The sequence below is a fragment of the Paenibacillus sp. FSL K6-4396 genome, assembly GCF_038002525.1.
In the GTDB taxonomy this organism is placed as follows: Bacteria; Bacillota; Bacilli; order Paenibacillales; family Paenibacillaceae; genus Paenibacillus; species Paenibacillus amylolyticus_B.
Genome location: NZ_JBBOCR010000001.1, coordinates 6,565,205 through 6,587,688, shown reverse-complemented (window position 1 = coordinate 6,587,688; position 22,484 = coordinate 6,565,205). Strand labels below are relative to the sequence as shown.

The 22,484-nt window shown below is 48.0% G+C and carries 14 protein-coding genes and 1 pseudogene; all 15 read left to right on the top strand.

The window, feature by feature from the left end:
- Positions 1-52: 52 nt before the first annotated feature.
- The 15 genes and pseudogenes from MHB85_RS28780 (at position 53) to MHB85_RS28710 (ending at position 22,460) form a co-directional block, all read left to right on the top strand.
- Positions 53-1,336: a vWA domain-containing protein gene (locus MHB85_RS28780; protein WP_192134900.1), complete on the top strand. Its 1,284-nt coding sequence runs from the start codon at positions 53-55 to the stop codon at positions 1,334-1,336.
- 18 nt (positions 1,337-1,354) lie between these two features.
- The gene (locus MHB85_RS28775; protein ID WP_341074072.1) at positions 1,355-2,002 is read left to right on the top strand and encodes a beta-mannanase; all 648 of its coding nucleotides are present in this window, start codon (positions 1,355-1,357) and stop codon (positions 2,000-2,002) included.
- A 90-nt stretch (positions 2,003-2,092) separates the two neighbouring features.
- Entirely contained in the window at positions 2,093-3,352 is a 1,260-nt protein-coding gene (locus tag MHB85_RS28770) for a TRAFAC clade GTPase domain-containing protein (protein WP_024632789.1), read from the top strand.
- The gene (locus MHB85_RS28765; protein WP_341074069.1) at positions 3,349-6,567 is read left to right on the top strand and encodes a GAP1-N2 domain-containing protein; all 3,219 of its coding nucleotides are present in this window, start codon (positions 3,349-3,351) and stop codon (positions 6,565-6,567) included. The genes MHB85_RS28770 and MHB85_RS28765 overlap by 4 nt, the downstream gene beginning before the upstream one ends.
- Before the next feature lie 681 nt (positions 6,568-7,248).
- A complete protein-coding gene (locus MHB85_RS28760) occupies positions 7,249-8,133 on the top strand; it encodes an ABC transporter ATP-binding protein (protein WP_091012819.1) in 885 nt (294 codons plus the stop codon).
- Positions 8,134-8,372: 239 nt separating this feature from the next.
- Positions 8,373-8,852 (top strand): glutathione peroxidase, encoded by a 480-nt coding sequence (locus MHB85_RS28755; RefSeq protein ID WP_047840764.1) that lies wholly within the window; start codon positions 8,373-8,375, stop codon positions 8,850-8,852.
- Between the two features lie 408 nt (positions 8,853-9,260).
- Positions 9,261-10,622 (top strand): FAD-dependent oxidoreductase, encoded by a 1,362-nt coding sequence (locus MHB85_RS28750; protein ID WP_091012820.1) that lies wholly within the window; start codon positions 9,261-9,263, stop codon positions 10,620-10,622.
- Between the two features lie 373 nt (positions 10,623-10,995).
- Entirely contained in the window at positions 10,996-11,847 is an 852-nt protein-coding gene (locus MHB85_RS28745) for a formate/nitrite transporter family protein (protein ID WP_105600206.1), read from the top strand.
- A 430-nt stretch (positions 11,848-12,277) separates the two neighbouring features.
- Positions 12,278-14,341: a molybdopterin-containing oxidoreductase family protein gene (locus MHB85_RS28740; protein ID WP_341074067.1), complete on the top strand. Its 2,064-nt coding sequence runs from the start codon at positions 12,278-12,280 to the stop codon at positions 14,339-14,341.
- Between the two features lie 193 nt (positions 14,342-14,534).
- Positions 14,535-15,757, top strand: a pseudogene (locus MHB85_RS28735) (MFS transporter).
- 205 nt (positions 15,758-15,962) lie between these two features.
- The gene (locus MHB85_RS28730; RefSeq protein ID WP_091012826.1) at positions 15,963-16,877 is read left to right on the top strand and encodes a class I SAM-dependent methyltransferase; all 915 of its coding nucleotides are present in this window, start codon (positions 15,963-15,965) and stop codon (positions 16,875-16,877) included.
- A 271-nt stretch (positions 16,878-17,148) separates the two neighbouring features.
- On the top strand, positions 17,149-18,696 hold the full coding sequence (locus MHB85_RS28725) for a response regulator (RefSeq protein WP_222215836.1): 1,548 nt from the start codon (positions 17,149-17,151) through the stop codon (positions 18,694-18,696).
- Between the two features lie 341 nt (positions 18,697-19,037).
- A complete protein-coding gene (locus MHB85_RS28720; RefSeq protein ID WP_235193717.1) occupies positions 19,038-19,898 on the top strand; it encodes an ABC transporter permease in 861 nt (286 codons plus the stop codon).
- A 15-nt stretch (positions 19,899-19,913) separates the two neighbouring features.
- The gene (locus MHB85_RS28715; RefSeq protein ID WP_341074066.1) at positions 19,914-20,783 is read left to right on the top strand and encodes a carbohydrate ABC transporter permease; all 870 of its coding nucleotides are present in this window, start codon (positions 19,914-19,916) and stop codon (positions 20,781-20,783) included.
- A gap of 27 nt (positions 20,784-20,810) precedes the next feature.
- On the top strand, positions 20,811-22,460 hold the full coding sequence (locus MHB85_RS28710; protein ID WP_341074065.1) for an ABC transporter substrate-binding protein: 1,650 nt from the start codon (positions 20,811-20,813) through the stop codon (positions 22,458-22,460).
- Positions 22,461-22,484: the final 24 nt, after the last annotated feature.

Below are 22,484 nucleotides of genomic sequence, written 5' to 3'. Positions count from 1 at the left end.
CTTGTATTAACTCAGCCTGCTTACGGCTGGTATGGAAAGGATGCATGTGGACATGCAGCGAAAAATCAATCTTCTCCTGGTCCTGTTCAGCCTGATTGGCGGGGCAGTGGGCTTTGCGGCAGGGGAAATCATGCTGCGTCAATGGCTTGGGGAAATGCCGCGTCTGTTGCTGATGGGCTTATACTTTGGCGTACTGGCGCTGAGTGTGGGGTTATTCTGTTTGATCGCAGAGATGATCTCACCCAAGCTGAATGGAGCATCATGGAAGCTTCGATATCTGGGACTGTCGTGGAAATTGCTTGTTCCGGCAACGCTGGCTCTGTTATTTGTTGTTGGACTCGCTCTGCAATTGTTGTATCAGATCAATCCGGGCGGTGTGAAGCAAGTGAAGGACATCGTACTGATGATCGACAACTCGGGCAGCATGAGCGAGACAGATCCGGATAACGGACGCTTTGAAGCAGCCAAGACACTGATCAGCCAAATGGAGAGTGACAAACAGGTAGCTGTCATTACGTTTGATGACCAGCCGCAGTTATTGCAACCGTTTATTGCGCTGGATAGTGAAGCGGCCAAGAATGAGGTTTATAGCAAAATCGATGGTATTGTCACAACTTCGGGCGGCACCAATTTTGATGCCGTGCTGCGGGAAGGCATGGAACAGATTCAGGGCAAACAGGACCCGAAACGTGGTACGGTCGTCATCTTGTTATCCGATGGCTTCAGTGAAGCGGATACGGCAGATATTTTGTCCCTATATACCAATGAACAGATTTCTATTAATACGGTGGGCCTAAGCCTGGTGGACCCATCGGGTACGGATCTGCTGCGTAATATTGCCCAGCAAACGGGTGGCATGTACTATGATGTACCGGATTCCGGTGGTCTGAATCTGGCATTCCAGCAGATCTACGATACGATCGATGAACGGACGCTGGTGACGGAGCGTACAGGTATGATGGAACATAGCGTTTATCTGGCGATTTTCCGTGTTGCAGCCGTTCTGCTGATTGGAGTGGCACTAGGTGTATCACTCGGACTCGTATTCGATAACCGTCACCTTGCGTTAAGCTTCGGTATTGGTGGTGCGGTGTCGGGTCTACTGGCAGGGCTTCTGCTGGAATGGGGACTCGACGGCTCGAACGTGGGTGATACATTTGTACGACTCGGTGCGATACTAATTTTGTCTGGCGTGTTGACCCTCTTCTCCTGGATTGTTCCGATTAAGGAGAACACGCCGCGGAAGAGCCGGGGTCGTCGTGAAGCTGGCGGCGGAACTTCTTCTGCCGAAGGGTTTGGTCAAAGACCAAGAGATACACGCAGCAAAGGATTCTAACGTCGGGAGGCCAATGGAATGCGGTTTACGGATGCAGACCCTTCGACACCCTTGATTCGAAAACTGACACTTGCGGTGGACGAAGGGTGTTGTACACTTCGCTGGCTCTGGCCGGAACGGGTAGAAGCTGTGTATGTGGAACGGCTGGAGCTGGATATGATGAGCGATGATCGTACCAGGGAAGAGCTTGCACAGGGCAAGCTGAAGCTGTACACAAGAGAGGAATATAAGGCGAGCAATGGTTACACGGATCGGATCACAGGTTTTGGTGCCATCAAGTACACGGTGTATGTGTGTCAGATGCAGGAAGACGGGCCTGTGCTGATCCGTCAACGAGATGAAGACAACATGGTGATTGCAAGCGCAGGGAAAGCGGATATTCGCTTTTCCATTCGCTACAAGAGCGGCTTTTTTCAGAAACGAAAAAGTGTATTGATCACCGTCACAGCGGAGGTGCCTGTTCCGAAGGAAGCCCTCTGTTATGTTCGCAAGCAGGGCGGGGTACCGCTGAATAAGGAAGATGGTACGGTGTATCCTTTTGTGAGTGATTTTGCTCCCGGAAGAAATGAGATGCCGCCCGTTGAAGTTGCCAAGGATGATTATGTGCGATTATTCTTCACGGACGGACCGAAATATGGAGCCGCCTATCGGCTTATATCAGACTAGATAGTTGGACTAGCGATTGGAATGTTACTCTGTCATCGTAGTGCAAGTGTAAATCACCTTAGTCTGACTGATCAGGGGAGGGGAGTGGCTATGAGCTTTTTTAGTCGGTTTTTGAAGAGACAACAGCCGGAGGAACGTCCGCTGTTTTATGATATTGTGTGCCCTTATTGTTTCAGTAAGTTTTCACCGGAAGAGGTAGTGTTCCGCGCCGCCCATCACCGCGATGATGATGAGGACTACGCACTCGGGGAAGATGCAAAGTTGAATCGGTATCGCGAAAGGTTCGGACTTGACACGGTATTTGATATGGAGGCCGTATTGGCTCCGCATGATGTACCGGAGGAACACCGTATTTATTCCGATAACATCGTGATGGGGCTGAACGATCGGTATGGTGTCGTTACACGCCGCCGGTTGTGTCCGCAATGTCATAACGAGCTACCTGTTACGGCAGGTAAAGCACCCAGCAATATCATTTCCATTATCGGTGCATCCCAGGTGGGGAAATCCGTCTACATGACTTCATTAATTCATACATTGCAGCATTATACGGCTGATCATTTTGACGCGGCTTGCATGCCATTGAATGCGGAGATCAGCCGCCGGTTCCGTGCGGATTATGAAGAACCGTTGTTTGAACGGGGCGATCTGCTGGATTCCACACAGAAGGAAAAGTTGCAGGAGCCGTTTATCTTCCAGTTTGTGTTCAAGGACGAAGATAAAGCGCCGCTGACACTGGTATTCTTTGACGTTGCGGGTGAAGGTATGGTGGAGCAGGATTATCTCGGACTTCACGGGCAGCACATCAAGAACTCGGCAGGTATCCTGTTCATGGTGGACCCGCTTCAGATTCGTTCGATTCGGGACAAAATCCGCATTAACCTGGGCAACGAGCCGGGAGAGTGGACACCACGATACGATGAGCCACGCGACGTGGTGCTGACGATGTTTGGAGATTTTATCGCGTATCAGGACAAAGCCAAAACGAATATTCCCACAGCTGTTGTGCTCACCAAAAGCGACATGCTGCATTCCCTCAAGGATGAAGAGGGGGATTATATCAAATCCAACAGTAACGTCTTCCGCAACATGGTTCACCGCGATTGGTTCGACTTAACCGAGTTCGAGAATATCGATGGGGAGATCCGCCGCTTTATCGAGAAGGTGGACCGCCCGTTCAAGGGCACGATGGATGTGTACTTCAAGGATACAGCCTATTTCGCAGTCTCTGCGCTGGGCAGCAATCCGGTGGATATGAAATTGCAGGGTGTGGTTAGTCCGATTCGCGTGGATGAACCCTTCTTATGGCTATTGTACAAGCTGAAGTACATTGAGGGGAGAGTGGGATGATGCGTTCTTCCGTAACCCCGCCCATTGAACAGCAGCTGTATACCCGAGAGCGGCGCGGGGTGTTTCGCACAACAGAGGGGTTTGATACGGTTGCGGCATCGCCGGGACTGGACCCTTCTTTTATCAAAAAAGTGCTTCACCCCTACTGTGTCTATGACGCTCCAGCGGAGCTAACAGGCCGTAGCGAGAAGGACGAGACGAAGTTTCCGGCTTCCATTCACCTGCTTCATCTGGAGAGTGGAGAGACGATTCTTGGCCAAAATGTGTACCAGTCTGCGGATTTCACCGGGCTGCGCAGTGCCTTTTTTGCACATAATTACGTCTTGTCTCCCGAACGCTCGGAAGAGCAGATGAAACAAGGCGGCTGGCTGGATGCCGTGTTTGCCACGTCCTATGACATCGAACAAGGTACAGTTCTGCCAGCACTTGCTGAATTGCCTATATCATCTAGGAGCGGACAGGGTGGGGCGACCGATGCTGGCGTAGGATCACCAATCCAAGTGCTGAGCGCCTTGAAGATGAACGAAGTGCTGTTCAAGCGCCTGCTCTATGCGGTAATGCAGTCTGTAGCGACACGCAGAAAAGTATACATTGCGCTGGACCTTCCCGCAGAGGAAGTGACCGCAGGGGCCAAAGGATTGCTACGTTTGCTGTACACGGCTTTACCATACGCATTCCGGCGGCAACTGGGATTCATGACGTTTGCCAAGGAGCCACAGGCCAAGAAGGGCATTCACGTCCAGTTTGTAGAGCGGGGGACGTTACGTCCGAAAGACCGGAATACGGAGAAGGATTTCACCTTTGATCTGGTATCCGGCAGAGTGACACATGCGGATGCATCTGTGGCGAAGTTACCTTATGCGGAATTCGCCTGGGCTTTATTGCAGGAACCTGGTGCGGCGGATGCGTTCTATACATTTGCGGATGAGATGCTGTCCGGCATGGAGCCTGGTCGGGAACTTTCCATTGAAGCGTATGGCGAACTTGCGGTGTTCTATGGTCTTGAACAAGGCATGGAAGACCTGTATTTGGATAACAAAAGTCATGTCCTGAGTGGCTTGCTGACCTATTTGAAGCCGGATGGTGGATTACAGCAACGTTCCCGTCTGAACGAGCTGTTCCTGACCTTGCTCAGCAGGGAACTGGACAGCGTGAAGCGTGAGAACGTACCCGAAGAAGACGTCGCAGCTCGCATTGGAGAGTATTTCAGTGTTGCCGCGCCCGTGGTGCAATCCCGGATTGTGGACTATTTCATCTACGGTGTGAATAATGCTCGCGCCCAGAAGCGTATGCGTGCTGTGCAGGAATTGTATGCTGTGCTGGATCGGGATCCGCAGCTGAATCAAGCTTTCTTTGATAAAGTGCTGGCCAATGAATCGCTTACCAAGCTGTTGTTCGAGCCTTATCTGGACAATCAGCTGAAACGCACGGAATCGGCAGCGAACGTTGTTGAAGTGATCCGAAGATGGGTTACGTCCCATCCATCTGCGATCCACTACAGCTTCTTGCAGGAGCGGACAGCCAATGAGCTGCGTGAACGGTTATGTTCTGCGCCTAATCCGGTACAGTCTGCGAATGAAGCCCTCCAGCGTGTTAGTATACTGGATCGGGTATCCGCTGATGTCACTTATGATACAGGCATTACGGCACGAATTGGTCAATCGGAAGCTACAGCCCGCCCTAATCGCAAAGGGGGATCTCGGTCTGCCAGTCAAGATCCGGCGTATCAGGAGGAGTTAACCCGCCTTGCAGACAAGCTTGCTTATGTCATTAACCTGTTTATGATTCAGGATCTGGATCTGGAACGGGTTAACCGTGAACAGCTGTTAAGCATTGATATTTTGCAGCATGGTAATGAGGTTCGGGATTGGGCGGCACGTCAAGGTTCTGATGTATCTGCTCGAACGAACATGATGCTGGCTGCGAGAGTGTGGCTTAGTGGCGAGGGGAATGAAGAAGAGGCATTGGAGGCACTTTCCCTGGCAGAACGCAATGAACTTCAACGCTGGACGCGTCGCTGGCTTGCCGGAGAGCTGCAGGCTCATCCGGGGATCGCAGCATATGAAGCTTTACCGATGGCTTTTTATCGGGGAGGAAGCGGCAGCAATCGGTTGGATTATCCCGGCCTGATTGAATTCATCCGCACCAATGCAAGTCGTGCTGAAGGACTGTATCCATTCTTCGAATGGTCAGGAGATCATCGGATGTTTGTCCGGGGTTCCAATGTGCATAAAGGATATGCGGATGCGATCATGGCGTATTTCAAAGCCCATGACCGTGAAGCTTTTAAGTCGAAGTCAGCTTTCAAACCGTATTACGTGAGAGCCAGCAAGACAATGAAGCCGGTCTATGACCGTGCGAAGACGGAATTGTCCTCTCCACTGGTGCGGATGCTAACGGGTAAAAGGAAAAATCTGTTCGGATTAATCCTCTTGATGCTGGTTCTTGGTATTGCGGGCGGTACATATGCATGGATGAAAGATTCTGTAGAGCCGCCAGCGGCATCCCCTCCATCTACCCAGGAGCCTGTCATACCGGCTGAACCTGAGGTGCAGCTCTCGGAGCAGATTGCTTATATGATTCCTGCGAGTGAACAGGAGGGTACGCAATCACCTGCTCAACTGGTGATCCGTTTCAGGAACGATACGGGAAGCACTGAGTTTGAACAAGGCAAACTTCAGTTGACGATGAAGGATGATAGTACTCAGGAGTTGGTTACTACAGGAAAGTGGGAGAGTTTTAATCGGAACGAGGAGCCAGATAACCAAGTTCCTTCCAATAGTAGTTCAGGAAGTACTTCCGAAGGGAGCAAGGATGGCTCATCAGCGGGAAACGCGGGGAACACAGAGCAGACGGAGGATGGCGATCAACAGGCCGATCCTTCAACATCTGGTGATTCCACTTCAGATCCTGCTACCGATACAACAACGGATACAGGGACGAATGGATCGTCTAATGCTGCGAGTGGAGACACGGATCAAGGTACGGATGCAGATCAAGTTACTGGTTCCACATCACCTGACACATCTGTATCCAATGAACAGGATGCGGATGCGAACAATCCTGCACAGATGTCTATTGGAGAGGTAGATCGTCTCTATCCGTATGGATTGCAGATCGATCTTCCGGCGAATATGGATGCCGAGAGCATTGTCAGTGTGAAGAGTACGCAGGGCAATATGACAGTGATCCAATTGATGCCGCAGCCTAATTAAGCTGTAAATCATATTATTTGAGCGTGTTGCATAGATTCATTAAGTGTCTTTTGATCCAATAAGGAAAAATGCTGGCTTCATACCTTATTAAACGAACGTATGTGAGATGACCTTGAACTTTAGATTTCAAGGTCATCTTTTTTTATTTGATATGGCGGATGAATATATTGAACTAACATTTACACAAAAACGGAGAGGGCAGAAATACCCTGAAGAAGTGAAACGTTCGCCTTTATCCCCGGATGGTACCCACTAAAAAAGGATGAAAAAATCTGGGGATAACAGCGATCAGAAGGTTGTTCTGTCATCGGAGTGGCTAGTGTAACTATCCTTTAGTTCAATTTATACAGCCATTGCATGAAAAAAACTCACACATTCACAATTCAGACACAAAATTTGCGATTCAAGAGTTTAAAAGACAGTCAGAAGTGATAAAGTGCGCGGAATGAATGATAAAAGATCTCATGTGTACTTGGGAAAAGAGCGGGATTTCTGCTAGAGAAAGACCAAATAAAGCACGAAAAGAGAAGAAAATTTGGTTTTTTATGTTGACAAATGATAATGATTATCAGTATCTTTAGTGTAGAAGATATTTGCGTCGGAAATACACAGAATTACAATTTCGTTTTTGTTGTCATAGCCGGATTACATAACCGGGATAAATGAGAGAGGGATGATCGCATGTTTCGTCTGGAGACGACCAAGCTGGATATCGCTTATGAGGAAAGACTAATTGTAGAGGATCTGAATATTCAGATTCCCCAAGGAAAAATTACAGCACTTGTTGGAGCCAATGGTTCAGGGAAGTCAACCATCCTGAAAACGATGGCACGTATTATGGCTCCAAAAGCAGGTAATGTATTGCTCGACGGGAAGTCCATCCATAAACAGTCCACGCGTGAAGTTGCCAAGCAACTTGCGATTTTGCCACAGAATCCAACAGCCCCTGAAGGTCTTACCGTTACTGAACTGGTATCGTATGGTCGCTTTCCTTATCAAAAAGGATTTGGCTCCATGCGTGCGGAAGACAAACGTATGATTGAATGGGCTATCGAAGTGACAGCCATGACTGAATTCCATGATCGTCCGATTGATCAACTGTCCGGTGGACAGCGTCAACGTGCCTGGATCGCCATGGCACTTGCACAAGAAACAGATATCCTTTTCCTGGACGAGCCGACTACGTTCCTGGATATGGCTCACCAGCTCGAAGTATTGCAATTACTGGAGCAACTGAATGCCACAGCCAACCGTACCATTGTTATGGTTGTGCATGACTTGAATCATGCTTCCCGCTACGCACATCACATGATTGGTATCAAAAAAGGTAAAGCCATTGCTCATGGTTCACCTGTGGAAGTCATGAACTCGGATGTGCTTCGTGAAGTATTCAACATTGAAGCAGATATCGTGATTGATCCGCGTTCCGGTGTACCGCTCTGCTTGCCTTACGCTCTTGCAGGCGAACGCCAGCAATCGAAGACGCCAGAGCAGATGGTCATGAACAGTGCGATGGTTCATGCTGGAGGACGGACAGAACCACGTGTTCAAGCGACAGGAAGTTAATAAATTGGGCCATATGTGGTCCTTACATTATAGAATGAAGCCGCTGTGCGCTATCGCAGGCGGCTCTTTTGCATTCATGGGGAATTTGCAACGCATGGGAGCAAAGGGAACGTATAGACCCGGGATTTGGTAATCGCATTGGATCAGGTCTATAATAATAGGACAGGCTGTGAGTTCATTGGTTATGCCAACGTGCTCGCAACAGCCCAAACCAACATATGTCATGGGAGGAATCAGTCATGTCCGTATATTCATATCAGGCGGTAACCACCGCGAACCAGGAAGTCTCACTGGATCTGTATCAAGGTAAGGTATTGGTCATTGCCAATACAGCCAGCAAGTGTGGGCTGACCCCGCAATACGGTGAATTGCAAAAGCTTTATGATCGTTATCGCGATCAAGGCTTGGTTGTACTGGGTTTCCCTTGTAACCAGTTTGGAGGGCAGGAGCCAGGTACAAGTGAGGAAGCGGAATCATTTTGCCAGATTAACTATGGTGTGAATTTCCCGGTGTTTGCCAAGGTAGATGTGAATGGTGAGGACACTCATCCCCTGTTCCAATACCTGAAGGAGCAACAACCTGGCGTAGGCGAAACAAGCGACATCCAATGGAACTTCACCAAGTTCCTTGTTAACCGTGAAGGTGAAGTGGTAGGTCGTGTTGAACCGAAAGAATCTCCGGAGACAATGATTGCAGATATCGAGAAATTGCTCGGTTAAACCATGAGCGTTTGAGAAGCCTGTTCTTGCATAAGCAAGGATGGGCTTCTTTGGTTATTTTATATACGTGGCTTTATTCTCTTCACAGGAGGCGTTGGCTCCATAGACACCTCTAACTTTATGCGCCGATGCAGGGATTACGGAAGCCATTACATAGCATAAACCCACCCAAATCCGGGGACAATGAAATCAATACAATGAAGGGAAGAAAGGCTTAAATACAGGGAAATGACCTCCTTCGACAAACTTTTTTTGCACAACCTATTGCAATGTGAAAAAGATCACATTATAATGAGTGTATAAAGTGAAATAAATCACATAGACAGTTTCGAATAAGAAGTGAAATATTTCACAACCACAATAACATTATATTCAAACTCATTTATATATTTCGAGGAGGAACTTTTAATGAAAATCGCAGTTATCGGATGTACACACGCAGGGACCGCAGCCATCGTAAATACCGCCAAATTGTACCCGGATGCTACCATCACCGTGTATGAGCGCAATGACAATATCTCCTTCCTATCTTGTGGCATTGCGCTCTACGTAGGTGGGGTTGTGAAAGACCCTGACGGTTTGTTCTATTCTTCGCCTAATCAGCTGGCAGAGCTTGGTGTTGAGACCAAGATGCTTCATGAAGTTACAGCAGTCGATGCCAAGGGCCATACCCTTCAGGCTAAAAACCTGCAAACCGGGGAAGAATTTGAAGATACGTTTGACAAACTGATCGTGACAACCGGGTCATGGCCTGTCGTTCCAAAGCTTGAAGGCATCGAGATGGATAACATCTTACTTTGTAAAAACTACAATCATTCCAACACGATTATTGAAAAAGCCAAAGATGCCAAACGTGTTACTGTTGTAGGTGCAGGATATATCGGCGTAGAGCTGGTGGAAGCTTTTCAAATGAATGGCAAGGAAGTTACCCTAATCGACAGTGTGGACCGGATTTTGAACAAATACCTGGACCCTGAATTCACGGATGCGATTGAAGATACGTTGACTGGACGCGGCATCAAGCTGGCTCTTGGTCAAACAGTACAGAAGTTTACTGGAGAGAATGGCAAAGTGACTAAGGTGATTACGTCCAAAGGAGAGTTTGAAACCGATCTGGTTATTCTGTGCATTGGTTTCCGTCCAAATACAGAGCTGCTTAAAGGCCAAGTGGATATGTTGCCAAACGGCGCAATCATCGTAGATAAATACATGCAAACGAGTCAAAAAGACGTCTTCGCTGCGGGTGACAGTTGTGCTATTCATTACAACCCAACAGGCAAAGCATCTTACATTCCACTGGCAACCAACGCCGTGCGGATGGGTACACTGGTAGCCCGTAACCTGGTTCGTCCTACGACACCGTATATGGGTACGCAAGGAACATCGGGTATCAAAATTTATGAGCAAAATATCGCGGGTACCGGGATGACGGAAACGTCTGCTGCTGATGAAGGTCTGATTGTTGAATCTGTCGTACTGGAAGACAGCTACCGCCCGGAGTTCATGCCAACGGCTGAGAAACTGTTGCTCAAAGTAGTATATGAGCAGGCTACTCGCCGGATCGTAGGAGCACAGGTGATGTCTCAGGTTGATCTGACCCAATCGATTAATACGATCTCGGTCTGCATCCAAAATAACATGACCGTAGATGAGCTGGCCTTCATCGACTTTTTCTTCCAGCCACATTACAACAAACCATGGAACTTCCTGAACACGGCGGGTCTGCAAGCACTGCCTCCAATAGAAGTAAAAGCACCAGCAATGGTGTAAGGAAGCAGAATAGATGGTTTAACAGCGATCTTGATAAACGCCATACAAAGATAAGTCATGCTTATCTGTAATATAAGGTGTACAATAACTGCCAGGAATACGAAACAAGGCGGACGATTATAAGCAAAAAGAAGACTGGCGATTAAACGTCAGTCTTTTTTTGTGGTTTTTTAGCTACAAAAGGCCTTATATACTCTTGCTGACTTAACTATACCAAGACACTCTTAAAGTATCTTTTTAAATAACATTGTGATAATTTGCACAAAGTTTCACGCAGTACCAAGATACAATTGAGATAAGGTATTCAACGCATAACTAATGAATTTCAGATGGTTTTATCCAATGATGAACAATGAAGGAGAGGATGGATGATATGGCAGCAAAAACACCTCTTGAGGTTGCACAATATACGGCGCAAACAGGCATGAAGAAGGCCCAATATCCGGTGTCTTCTGTATTGGTGCTTAGTTTCATGGCAGGTGCATTTATCGCGCTGGGTTTTCTACTGGATATCCGGGTGATTGCATCCGCGCCGGCAGAGTGGGGAAGCCTGGTTAATCTGATTGGTGCAGCAGTGTTCCCGGTGGGACTAATCATGGTGCTCATAGGTGGTGGCGAGCTGCTGACGGGCAACATGATGGCAGTTCCACTTGCTACGATTGCAAGAAAATTATCCGTGGGTAGCATGTTGAAAAATCTAACCTTAGTGACGATTGGTAATTTTGTTGGAGCTTTGTTTGTCGCGTACGCGTTTGGACATGTGCTGGGTCTGACCGGAGAGGGTGTATATCTGGCGAAAGTGGTGGATATGGCTGGACATAAGCTGCATGACGGCTTCCTGCAAGCTTTCATCTCTGGCATCGGCTGTAACTGGCTGGTGGCACTGGCCGTGTGGCTATCTTATGCATCCGATACGATGAGTGGCAAGGTACTGGGCATTTGGTTTCCAACGATGGCATTTGTGGCGATTGGATTCCAGCACGTTGTGGCCAATATGTTCCTCATCCCGGCGGCAATCTTCGAAGGGCATTATTCGTGGGGCCAATATGTGATGAATTTTATTCCGGTATGGCTCGGGAATCTGACTGGTGGTGCTCTGTTTGTAGCTGCAGCCTATTGGGTGGTGTACCTGCGCCAAGCTGAGCCGAAAGTGAAACCGGAGGCAGCAACGTTGATCGAAGCTGTGGAGACGGAGGCTAGAGTGATGTTGAGCAAGCAGGCGTAGCGGGCTATATACACGCGTAATGGAACATTCATGTAGAAGTGAAGACGATTCTGATCTTGCTCGGTTCATGGCGAATATGCTGTGATGGAGCAGGGCGGGATCGTTTTTTTTGTATGGGGTTTTTTGTTGGAGTTTAACGCAAAATAAATTCGCCATGACAAGGTTCGGGGGAACGAAACCTGTTCATGGCGAATTTCGGGAGTGGTCCATGATATGGCATGAGGAGGAAGTGGGGAAACACTAGCCTAATGCCTTATTTTTAATTTACCCCTGATTTCTGAAGTTGAATCAAACTCAAAAACATTTTTTTGAAAATAATTTAAAGCTGCTATAGCGGCAAATATGAAGCAAAAACATACTGTTCTCTTTACGCGATAACCTCGAAGAAGATATGATATAGGGATAGCTTTTGAAGAGGGGGAGCCTTACGATGATCGATCAGGAGAATGGTGTATTTGCGGCGGTGTGCCCGCTCGACTGTCCGGACACTTGTGGTCTGTTATTACATAAAGAGAACGGAAAAATTGTGAAGGTGGCAGGCAATCCGGATCATCCGATCACCAAGGGTGCCATTTGTAATAAAGTCAGAAATATGACCGAGCGGGTGTACCATCCCGAGCGTCTACAATATCCGATGAAACGTGTAGGAGCCAAAGGTGAGGGCAAGTTCGAACGAATCAGTTGGGATGAAGCGATTCGCGAGATTACGACCAAATTCACTGCATTGTCCGAAACCTACGGCCCGGAGAGCATCCTGCCCTACAGCTTTTACGGTAACATGGGCATTCTCGGCGTAGACGGTATGGATCGGCGTTTCTTCAATGCACTAGGTGCAAGTGTGCTGGAGCAGACGATCTGTAATGCCGCCGGAAATACGGGCTGGAAATATACGATGGGGGCCAACCGGGGAACGTTGCCGGAAGATACGGAACACGCGGATCTCATTCTGGTGTGGGGTGGCAATATCGTCAGTACAAATATGCACCAAGTCGTTTTGGCGGAGAAAGCCCGTAAGAAAGGCGCCAAGATCGTCGTAATCGACGTTCATCGCAATCGTACCGCACAGTGGAGCGACTGGTTTATTCCGCTGTATCCGGGCACGGACAGTGCACTGGCGCTAGGATTGATGCATGTGTTGTTCGAACGGGGACTAACGGATGAAGCGTTTATGCAAAAGTATACGGTGGGTCATGAGGCACTGCGTGATCATGTCCGCAGTTACACTCCTGAACGTGTTGCACGTATTACGGGCGTGCCGGAGGAAACCATTGTGGAGCTGGCCGAACTGTATGGCAACGCACAGGCAGCCCATATTCACATCGGCAACGGCCTTCAGCACCATGATAATGGGGGGATGAACGTGCGTAGCGTTGCATGTCTGCCTGCTATTACAGGGCAATGGCTGAAGCAAGGCGGCGGTGCCGTTCGCACCAACAGCTACGCGAGCACGAATAGCGACGCGCTCGAACGTCCGGAGCTGCGGCAGAATCCGGAGCCGCGAGTGGTGAACATGAACCGGATTGGGGAAGCGTTGCTGGAAGCAGAGCAGCCAATCCGGGCAATGATGGTTTATTGCAGCAATCCACTGGTGGTGGCACCGGATACCGAGCGGGTGGAGCGAGGTTTTGCACGGGAAGATCTGTTCACGGTTGTACACGATCTGTTCATAACGGATACCGCGAAATATGCAGATATTGTATTGCCAGCCACATCTTCATTTGAAGCGACGGACCTGTACACCTCTTATTGGCATCAGTACGTTCATCTGCAAGAGCCGGTGATTGCACCGATTGGGGAGAGCAAGAGTAATGTGGAACTGTTCTCACTGCTTGGGCAGGCTATGGGGTACGATCCTGCAATCTTCGGAGAAACACCGGAGCAGATGATTAAGGATGCACTCCAGGATACAGGCAATCCTTACATGAATGGAGTTACGTTAGAAGGACTGAAGGAACACCGATTCGTGAAGCTGGATATGACACCACATGCTGCATTTCTGGATCAGCTGCCTACGCGTTCAGGCAAAATCGAGTTGTATTCGGAGACAATGGAACAGCGAGGGCTTCCGCCGCTCCCTACCTATAGCGCTCTGATTGAAGGATATGATGGGGAGAATCCGGCTGGACCTGCCGATACTTATCCGCTGATGTTCCTATCGCCGCCGAACCATAATTTCCTGAACTCCACCTTTGGCAATTCAGCGAAACACCAGCGTTTGGAAAAGATGCCTCTTTTGCAAATGCACCCTGAGGACGCTAGCCGCAGAAACGTGGAGGATGGAGATGCAGTAGTCGTATGGAATGATCGTGGGCGTATCGAACTTACCGCCAAGGTGAGTGAAGCCATGCTGCCGGGAACCGTCATCAGCCAAGGTTTATGGTGGGATGGTGACGGCAAGAAGCAGCGAGCGAATTCACTGACGTCCAATCGCTTGTCGGACATGGGGAACGGGGCGACCTTTTTCTCGGCCACTGTTGAAGTGAAGCGTCAATGAGTGTGCTTGCAGCGTGATTTTTTTGAGGTAAGATGAACAAAGGCTAGAATTTGAGCAGGATTAAAGTGCAATAGATGTAACACTTCATAAAACCTTCGCTCTGGCTGGTTATGGTTATGCCGTCAGGGCAAAGGTCTATTTTGTATGGCTATTTGTTTGTTGCAGAGGTACTAAGGAGAATGAATTAACGATGATGAGATGGCTGGATAACTATCCAAAAGAAGTGAGATATTTTTATTAGCAAGTCTGGTTAACGCAACAGGCAGTGCACTGATGTGGCCGCTGACCACCATGTATGTGTTTGATGAGCTTGGACGGACGATGGCTAACGCGGGTTTTGTGATCCTGATTCAGTCCCTGGGTGGCATCTTCGGACAGTTGCTCGGAGGTTCGTTGTACCACAGAGTAGGCGTAAAGAAACTGATTATTGGCTCACTGGCGCTTAATGCGTTAGGTTTGTTTGCGTTGCCCTGGATTAGTGCGTATTGGGTCGTATTTATATGTGCGATGGGCTGGATTGGTCTATTTAGTTCATTGTCGCTGCCAGCGATCCAGGCCTTTATTGGCTTCCGATTTGCGGAGCGACGCGGTGAATTATTCAATGTTATCTATGTGGCGAACAATATCGGGGTAGCGATTGGTACGGCGCTCAGTGGTTTTCTGGCTGACTTTTCCTATCATCTCAGCTTTGTACTGAACGGGGTAACCTCAGCTGGGTTTGCGATTTTCTTCTGGTATTATCTGTCTCGGGTTGAACCGGATCAGGGGGAAGTACATCTGACGAAACGCAAAACCGTTCCCGATGGGCCGGGCGTCTGGGCATTGCTGGGTAATACCCGATTATATCTGTTTATGAGCTTGGGCGTGCTCTTCCTGTTATTCGGCAATTCCATCTGGAACACAGGTGTGTCCCCGTATATCATTTCTGAGGGTATGGAAAAAAGAATGTATGGTCTGCTCTGGACCCTGAACGGGGTGCTGATCTTTGTAGGCCAACCTTTCACCAGTTGGGTGAAACGGACCATGGCCCGTACCTCCACTGCGCAGATGACCGCGAGTGCGGTATTCTATGGCATGGCCTATATCGTCATGATTACCATGTACAGCTATCCGGGCATGGTGCTCGCAATGGTACTCGCCACGTTTGGAGAGATGCTGATCTCCCCTGCAACACCAGCATTTATCTCCGAGCATGCGGGCAGGGCAGCCCCTTTTTACATCGGGATATCGGGTGGAATTGGTGCTGTTGGACGGGTTATCGGACCCTACGCGATGGGGGTTATGTATGACAAACAGGGACTTATTCCTGTAGCGTGGCTGGCAACAGGCACAGCAGCTATTGCTGTACTTGGTTTTGTGCTGCATGCAGTGTTGAACCGTAATCGTGAAGTGAAGGAGTATGGGATGGACGCCTAATAGATATAATCGGGTTGGATAGGATGCGGAAGGAAGAACGCGTTGAAGTGGACGGTAAATCCACTGTAATCTGTCTGCTCATCCGTAAATTACAGTTGACAAAAAAATATATTTATGCTATAATTTACATATAAAAATATTCCGTATATAATAAGATTCTCCTGGCCAGGGGAATCTTATTTTTGTTTGTACGGGAGGAATAAGTATGAAGCAAAATGAATCCAGTATCACATCATTGATTTCGACTTTTGGCCGAGCCTATCACAGCCAACATGACAGACCCCTCATTTTTGACGATTTTATGGCGAGATTGCTGATCTCTCCTCAAGAGTTTTCAGATATCAGCAATAACATGGTTAGAGGCATTCATTTTTTCAACCCGGATATGGCTCACCAGCTCAAGGACGACCCGGAAAAGGTTCTAAAATGGATTACCCAGGTACAGTTATCTCCAATAACTCTGGCTCGGGCCGCTTACTGTGAGCATGTACTTTTGCATGAAGTTGCGTTGGGATTGAAGCAGGTAGTCATTCTTGGCGCCGGGATGGATACGTTTGCTTTGAGGCATCCGGAATTGGAGGACACGCTGGATATCATTGAAGTGGATTATCCGGCTACACAGCAATTCAAGAAGGAGCGGCTGAATCAGGCCGAGCTGACCATTCCCAACAATCTTCACTTTGTACCCATGGATTTTACTCGCGAGCTTTCGAATGACAGCTTGACTCTTGAAGGGTTGAAGAAACGGAAGACGTTGGCTAGCCTCTTGGGTGTTTCGTATTATTTGCCCAAAAATGATCTGTTTAACGTGATTCGTCATGTGTTTGCGAACCTGCCAATCGGAAGCTCTATAGTTCTGGATTATGCAGATGAGCACCTTTTTGAGGAAAAAGGGATGTTTAATCGGGTTGAAAATATGATTAAATTGGCTGCAATGGGTGGTGAGCCGATGCAATCCGGCTACGCATATGTGGAGATGGAGGCCTTGCTTGATGAAGCAGGGCTGCTTATTTATGAGCATCTGACTCCCGAGGCGATTCAGGAACAGTTTTTCCAGGATCGAATCGATCATCTAAGGGCATTTGAAACGATACATTTCATTCACGCAGTAAAAAAATAAACCGATCCGGGCATGTATGGTCACCTATATAGCCCGTATTTGCATAGCAGCGGCAAACACTTCACCCTGTGGCAGGGTGAAGGTTGTTTGGTTTGATCAAAGGACCAACACAAACCATGATTCTGTAGCCAATAACATCACACGTGATACAAATGTTCAGAAATCAGACTTGTTAGGGTGCGATTCCATGTCATTCAACGTCCTCCCCTCTATTTGTGCATAATGCCCATATAATAGAATGGAACTGGTTAAAGGCAGGAGGATGCATACGATGTACAAGGTTTTGTTGGTCGATGATGAATTTATGATTTCGGACGGGATCTCCAGTGTGGTGAACTGGTCCCGATTAGGAACAGAACTGATTGGTATTGCTCAAGATGGATTGGAAGCGCTTGCTTCAATCGAGCAGCAACGCCCGGATATCATCATCTCGGACATCCGCATGCCGGGAATGGATGGATTACAGCTGGTTGAAGCTGTGGCAGAGAAGTATCAGCATATCTCATTCATCATGCTCACGGGTTTTACGGAGTTTGAATATGCGAAGACCGCCATGCAGTATGGGGTGAAGCACTACTTGCTCAAGCCCTGCAGTGAAGAGCATCTTGTACAGGCTATTAGTGAATTGGTCAGTGAGAAGCGAGAGTTGACCGATCAGGAGCGTTTTGTGCAGTCGATCCAATATAATCTGGAGCGTGTACTGCCACATGCCAAGGAATATTTTCTGAAAGAATTGGTGACCAACAGAACCTATGGGGTCAAGGAATGGAAGTATTTCGAGGAATTATTCGATGTACAGTTTCAGGATCAACGTGTGCGGTTGCTGCTGGTAGAGATCGAGGGGGATCATGAGTATTTGCACTTGTTCGCGGTGAAGAACATTGCCGAGGATATTTTTCACAATCCCATCTTAAGTGCCACGGTTGGAAGGCATGTGCTACTAATTATGGAGGACAAGTTGTCTGAAACGCAGTTGTTCCATAATATCGATGAGATTCGCGCCACATTTACCCGATATTATCATGACGATCTCACGATTGCCCTGAGCGAGCCAGGAGATCTTTCGCAGGCACGCCATTTGTACATGCAGACGCTAGTTTATCTCAATTACCGCTTTTACCTCGGTGAGGGCAGTCTCATTATGGAGCGGGATATTTACTCTCCCGGAGAGCGCATTCTTCCTGAGTTCGAATACGATCCGGAGCGGATGGTTACTGCAATCAAGGCGGGACACTGGCAGGAAGTCGGATCAGAGCTGAACCGGATGTTTCAGATACTTGCCAGCTTGCGATACGATATATCCCAAACAAAGTCCTATCTTATTCAGATGTTTATGGAGATGATTCGACTCAGCGGCTCTGCCGAGATGAAAAGGTATATGGACCAGTTGCCAGGCATGATTGAATCCAGCACCCTGCATTCTTTTCAACAGTTTCTGCTTGCCGTTGCCAAGGAAATCACGCTGCGCCGCTACGAACAACATCGCTCGAGACAATCGCAGATGGTAGGTAGTGTGAAACAGCTGGTAGAGAAGCGCTACCAGGACGAGACATTGACACTCCAGTCCATCGCTGGGGAAATATACATGAATCCAGACTACATTGGCAAAATGTTCAAGAAAGAAACTGGTGAGAAATTTACGAACTATGTGTTAAGCTACCGCATTCGCAAAGCGTTGGAGCTTCTGGAGCAGGACGGGAACTGCACGGTATCCTCGCTTGCCGAGCAGACGGGGTTTGGTGCCAACTGGCCGTATTTCAGCAAAATGTTCAAGAAATATACGGGCTTCTCCCCTTCCGAGTATAAAAAAGTACCCTAGACAGCGCTGCTGTCGCTTCTACATAGCTTCCTTTATATCCGATCCACATCCGACTCACATCTGATTTATGATCAGGCCCTGTACGCCATTCAACGGCAGCAGGGTCTTTTTTTGTCGGACGGAACTCGGTTTTGAACATGCATTTATCGGAAATGAGCATGGGAAGAAAAGGCGCTCGATTCTATCATTAGAAGTGTCATGTTAGTGAATGAACATCGAGAGTGGAGGTTGAGTGGATGGAGCTGAATCGAAGCCGGGGGATTGAACCTGGGCGTTTGAAGCCAGCTGGCAAATGGAGTTCGGTGAAAAAGGAACTTGTCCGCAACAGATACGTTTATCTGATGCTCGTTCCTGTGGTAGCCTACTATCTGATTTTCAGCTATGGGCCAATGTACGGGCTACTGATGGCATTTCAGGAATCCTACAACCCGATCAAAGGAATCTTGGCAGGCGAATGGGTCGGATTTGACAACTTCACCATGTTTTTTGAAAGTTATTATTTCTGGCGACTGATTAAGAACACACTGATTTTGAGTTTTTACAGTATTGTGTTTGGTTTCCCGGCTCCGATTCTACTAGCACTGCTACTGAATGAAGTCCGGAAGAAGTGGTTCAGAGGTGCAGTACAGACCATCAGTTATATGCCGCATTTCATTTCGGTTGTCGTCGTGGTTGGAATGTTGAAAACGTTCTCATCTCTGGACGGTGGGTTATTTAACGTCATTCGTGACTTTTTTGATCTGCAGCCGATTATGTTTTTGGCGGAAAAAGATATGTTCCGTCCGATGTACATCCTGTCCAACATATGGCAGGGCGCAGGCTGGGCCTCGATTATCTTTTTGGCAGCACTAAGTGGTATTGATCCTCAGTTGTATGAAGCTTCCAAAATTGACGGCGCAGGCCGCTGGAGACAGCTGTTACATATTACACTGCCGGGCATCATGCCCACAATTGTGATCATGTTAATTCTGCGTATGGGGGCGGTCATGAACGCGGATTTTCAGAAAATATTACTGATGCAAACGGCACCGACCTATGAGACATCGGATGTCATATCCACCTTTGTTTATCGTTCCGGTATTTTGGAGGGGAACTATACCTATTCAACCGCCATCGGACTATTTAACGGCGTCATTAATTTCGCGCTGCTCATTATCGCAAACGCGATCAGCAGAAAGCTTAACTCAACCAGTCTCTGGTAATTGGAAGGTGAAGCGATGAAACAGTCTATAGGGGAACGACTTTTTGATGTATTTAATACCCTGCTGCTCTTGGTCATCATGATTTTATGCTTATACCCGATGCTGTACGTGTTCAATTCTTCCATCAGCGATCCGGATCAGATGCTGCGTTCCCGGTCATTGATGCTCATTCCTGAAGGTTTCCAGCTGGGAGCGTACAAGTCGGTATTTCAGGATACTCGCATCTATACGGGATATATGAACACCTTGTTCTATGTTGTGGTGGGTACTGCCATTAATCTGCTCATGACTTCGCTGGCAGCTTACGGGTTATCACGCAGTGATCTGATGGGCAGAAAAACGTTGATGAAATTAATTACGTTCACGATGTTTTTCGGCGGGGGCATGATCCCGACTTTTCTGCTGATTCAAAATCTCGGGATGGTGGATACCCGTTTTGCGCTTATTATTCCGGGTGCCATCAGCACATTTTATTTCCTCATTATGAAAACAAACTTTGAAGGCATTCCGATCAGTCTGATCGAATCGGCGAAGCTTGATGGCGCCAATGACTTTCTGATTTTGTTCCGAATCGTACTGCCTTTGTCAAAGCCAATCCTGGCGGTCATGATGCTGTATTATGCGGTTGACCATTGGAATGATTATGTCGGGCCAATGCTCTATCTACGCAGTCAGGAGTTATATCCGATTCAGATTATTATGCGTGATATTCTGATCAGCAGCAGTACGGAGGCCATGGGTGCTGGCGCCGATACCGGCTTTGCCATTGGGGAGAACATCAAATATGCGACCATTATTATCTCCACGCTGCCGATTATGCTGGTATATCCATTCATCCAACGTTATTTTGTTCAGGGCGCTCTAATCGGTGCTGTGAAACAATAAAAAATGTATCCTATGGAGGCGAATTACGTGAAAAAAAGAATGGGGTCCATCCTGTTGTCATCGCTACTTACCATGTATTTACTGGCGGGCTGTACGGGGGATAATGAACCAGGTAACGCAGAGCCGGCAGAAGGAACAGAACCTGCGGTTCAGGCGTTGACGGAGATACCGTTACCGATTACAAGTGAGCCATTTACCATTGACTACTGGCGCGCCAATGACGCCAAACTGACAGCTTCCTTGAACAATTTTGGCGATATGGCCGCTTACAAGGAAAAGGAGAAGTTGACGGGTATCCAAGTGAAGTTCACACATCCTCCGCTTGGACAACAGCGTGACCAATTCAATCTGTTGATCTCCACAAAGGAGCTGCCGGACGTTATTTATTATAACTGGGCCGATGCGGTTGGCGGACCGGAAAAAATGATCAAGGACGGCCGGATCATCCGATTAAATGAATTGATCGACAGTTATGCACCGAACTTGAAGCGGATCATTGAATCCGATCCGGATGTGAAGAAGCAGATTGCACTCGACGATGGAACGATCTATATGTTTCCGCTGCTGAAGCTGGATGCATTGAAACTGAATGCCACTTCCGGTTTGATTATGCGCCAGGATTGGCTCGATCAACTGAATCTCAAGGTACCTACCAACATTGATGAGTGGTATACGGTACTCAAGGCATTCAAGGAACAGGACCCTAACGGCAATGGCAAGCCAGATGAGCTGCCATTCACCGGCAACTGGGGACCGGGCAACCTAACCAAGCTCCATGATTTTGCGGCGGCCTTTGGTGTCATTGGTGGCTTCCAGTTGAATGGAGACAAGGTGGAGTTTGGACCGATTCAGCCGGGTTACCGTGATTTTCTGGAGACCATGGCCAAATGGTACAAGGAAGGGTTGATTGATCCCGAGATCATGACCAATGACGGCAAAGCGTTCGACTATAAAGTCACCAGCAATCTGGCAGGCGCATATCAGGGCGGTGTGTTCAGTGGTATGGGAAAATACTTCAATCTGATGAGAGATACCGATCCGAACTTTAACGTAACCGGTGTACCGTGGCCCGTATCTCCGGATGGCACTTCGTATGCTACCTTCAATCTGGAGAATAAGGTCCTAAGTTATGGTGAGGCTATTACGGCTTCTGCAGACGAAGATAAACTGAAATATATTGTGCAGTGGATGGACTACAACTATAGCGAAGAGGGTAGTGATCTGTTCAACTTTGGTATCGAAAATGACAGTTATGTTCGGGACGGAGAAGGTGTGAAATTCACAGATACCATCATTGATAATCCGAACGGTCTGACGTATGATCAGGCACTGGCATCCTATGCCTTATCCATTATGGACGGTCCAATCAATCAGGATAGCCGTTACCTGGATGCCTTATTATTTGACGATGGACAGCGTGCAGCGAATGCGGAATGGATGAAAGCAAGCTCGGCCTTAACACTTCCCCCAATTCGCTTGTCTACAGAAGAGGTAACCACTAGTACGTCCATCATGAGCCAGGTGAATACGTATTTAAATGAGACAATGACAGCCATCATTAGCGGACAGAAACCAATCACCGAATTTGACACGATGACCGAAACAATCAAGAGCATGGACATTGACCGGGCGATTGAGGTTCATCAGGCGGCCTATGACCGATATCAGTCCAAATAAACCGTGAGAAATCGAGCGCTAAAA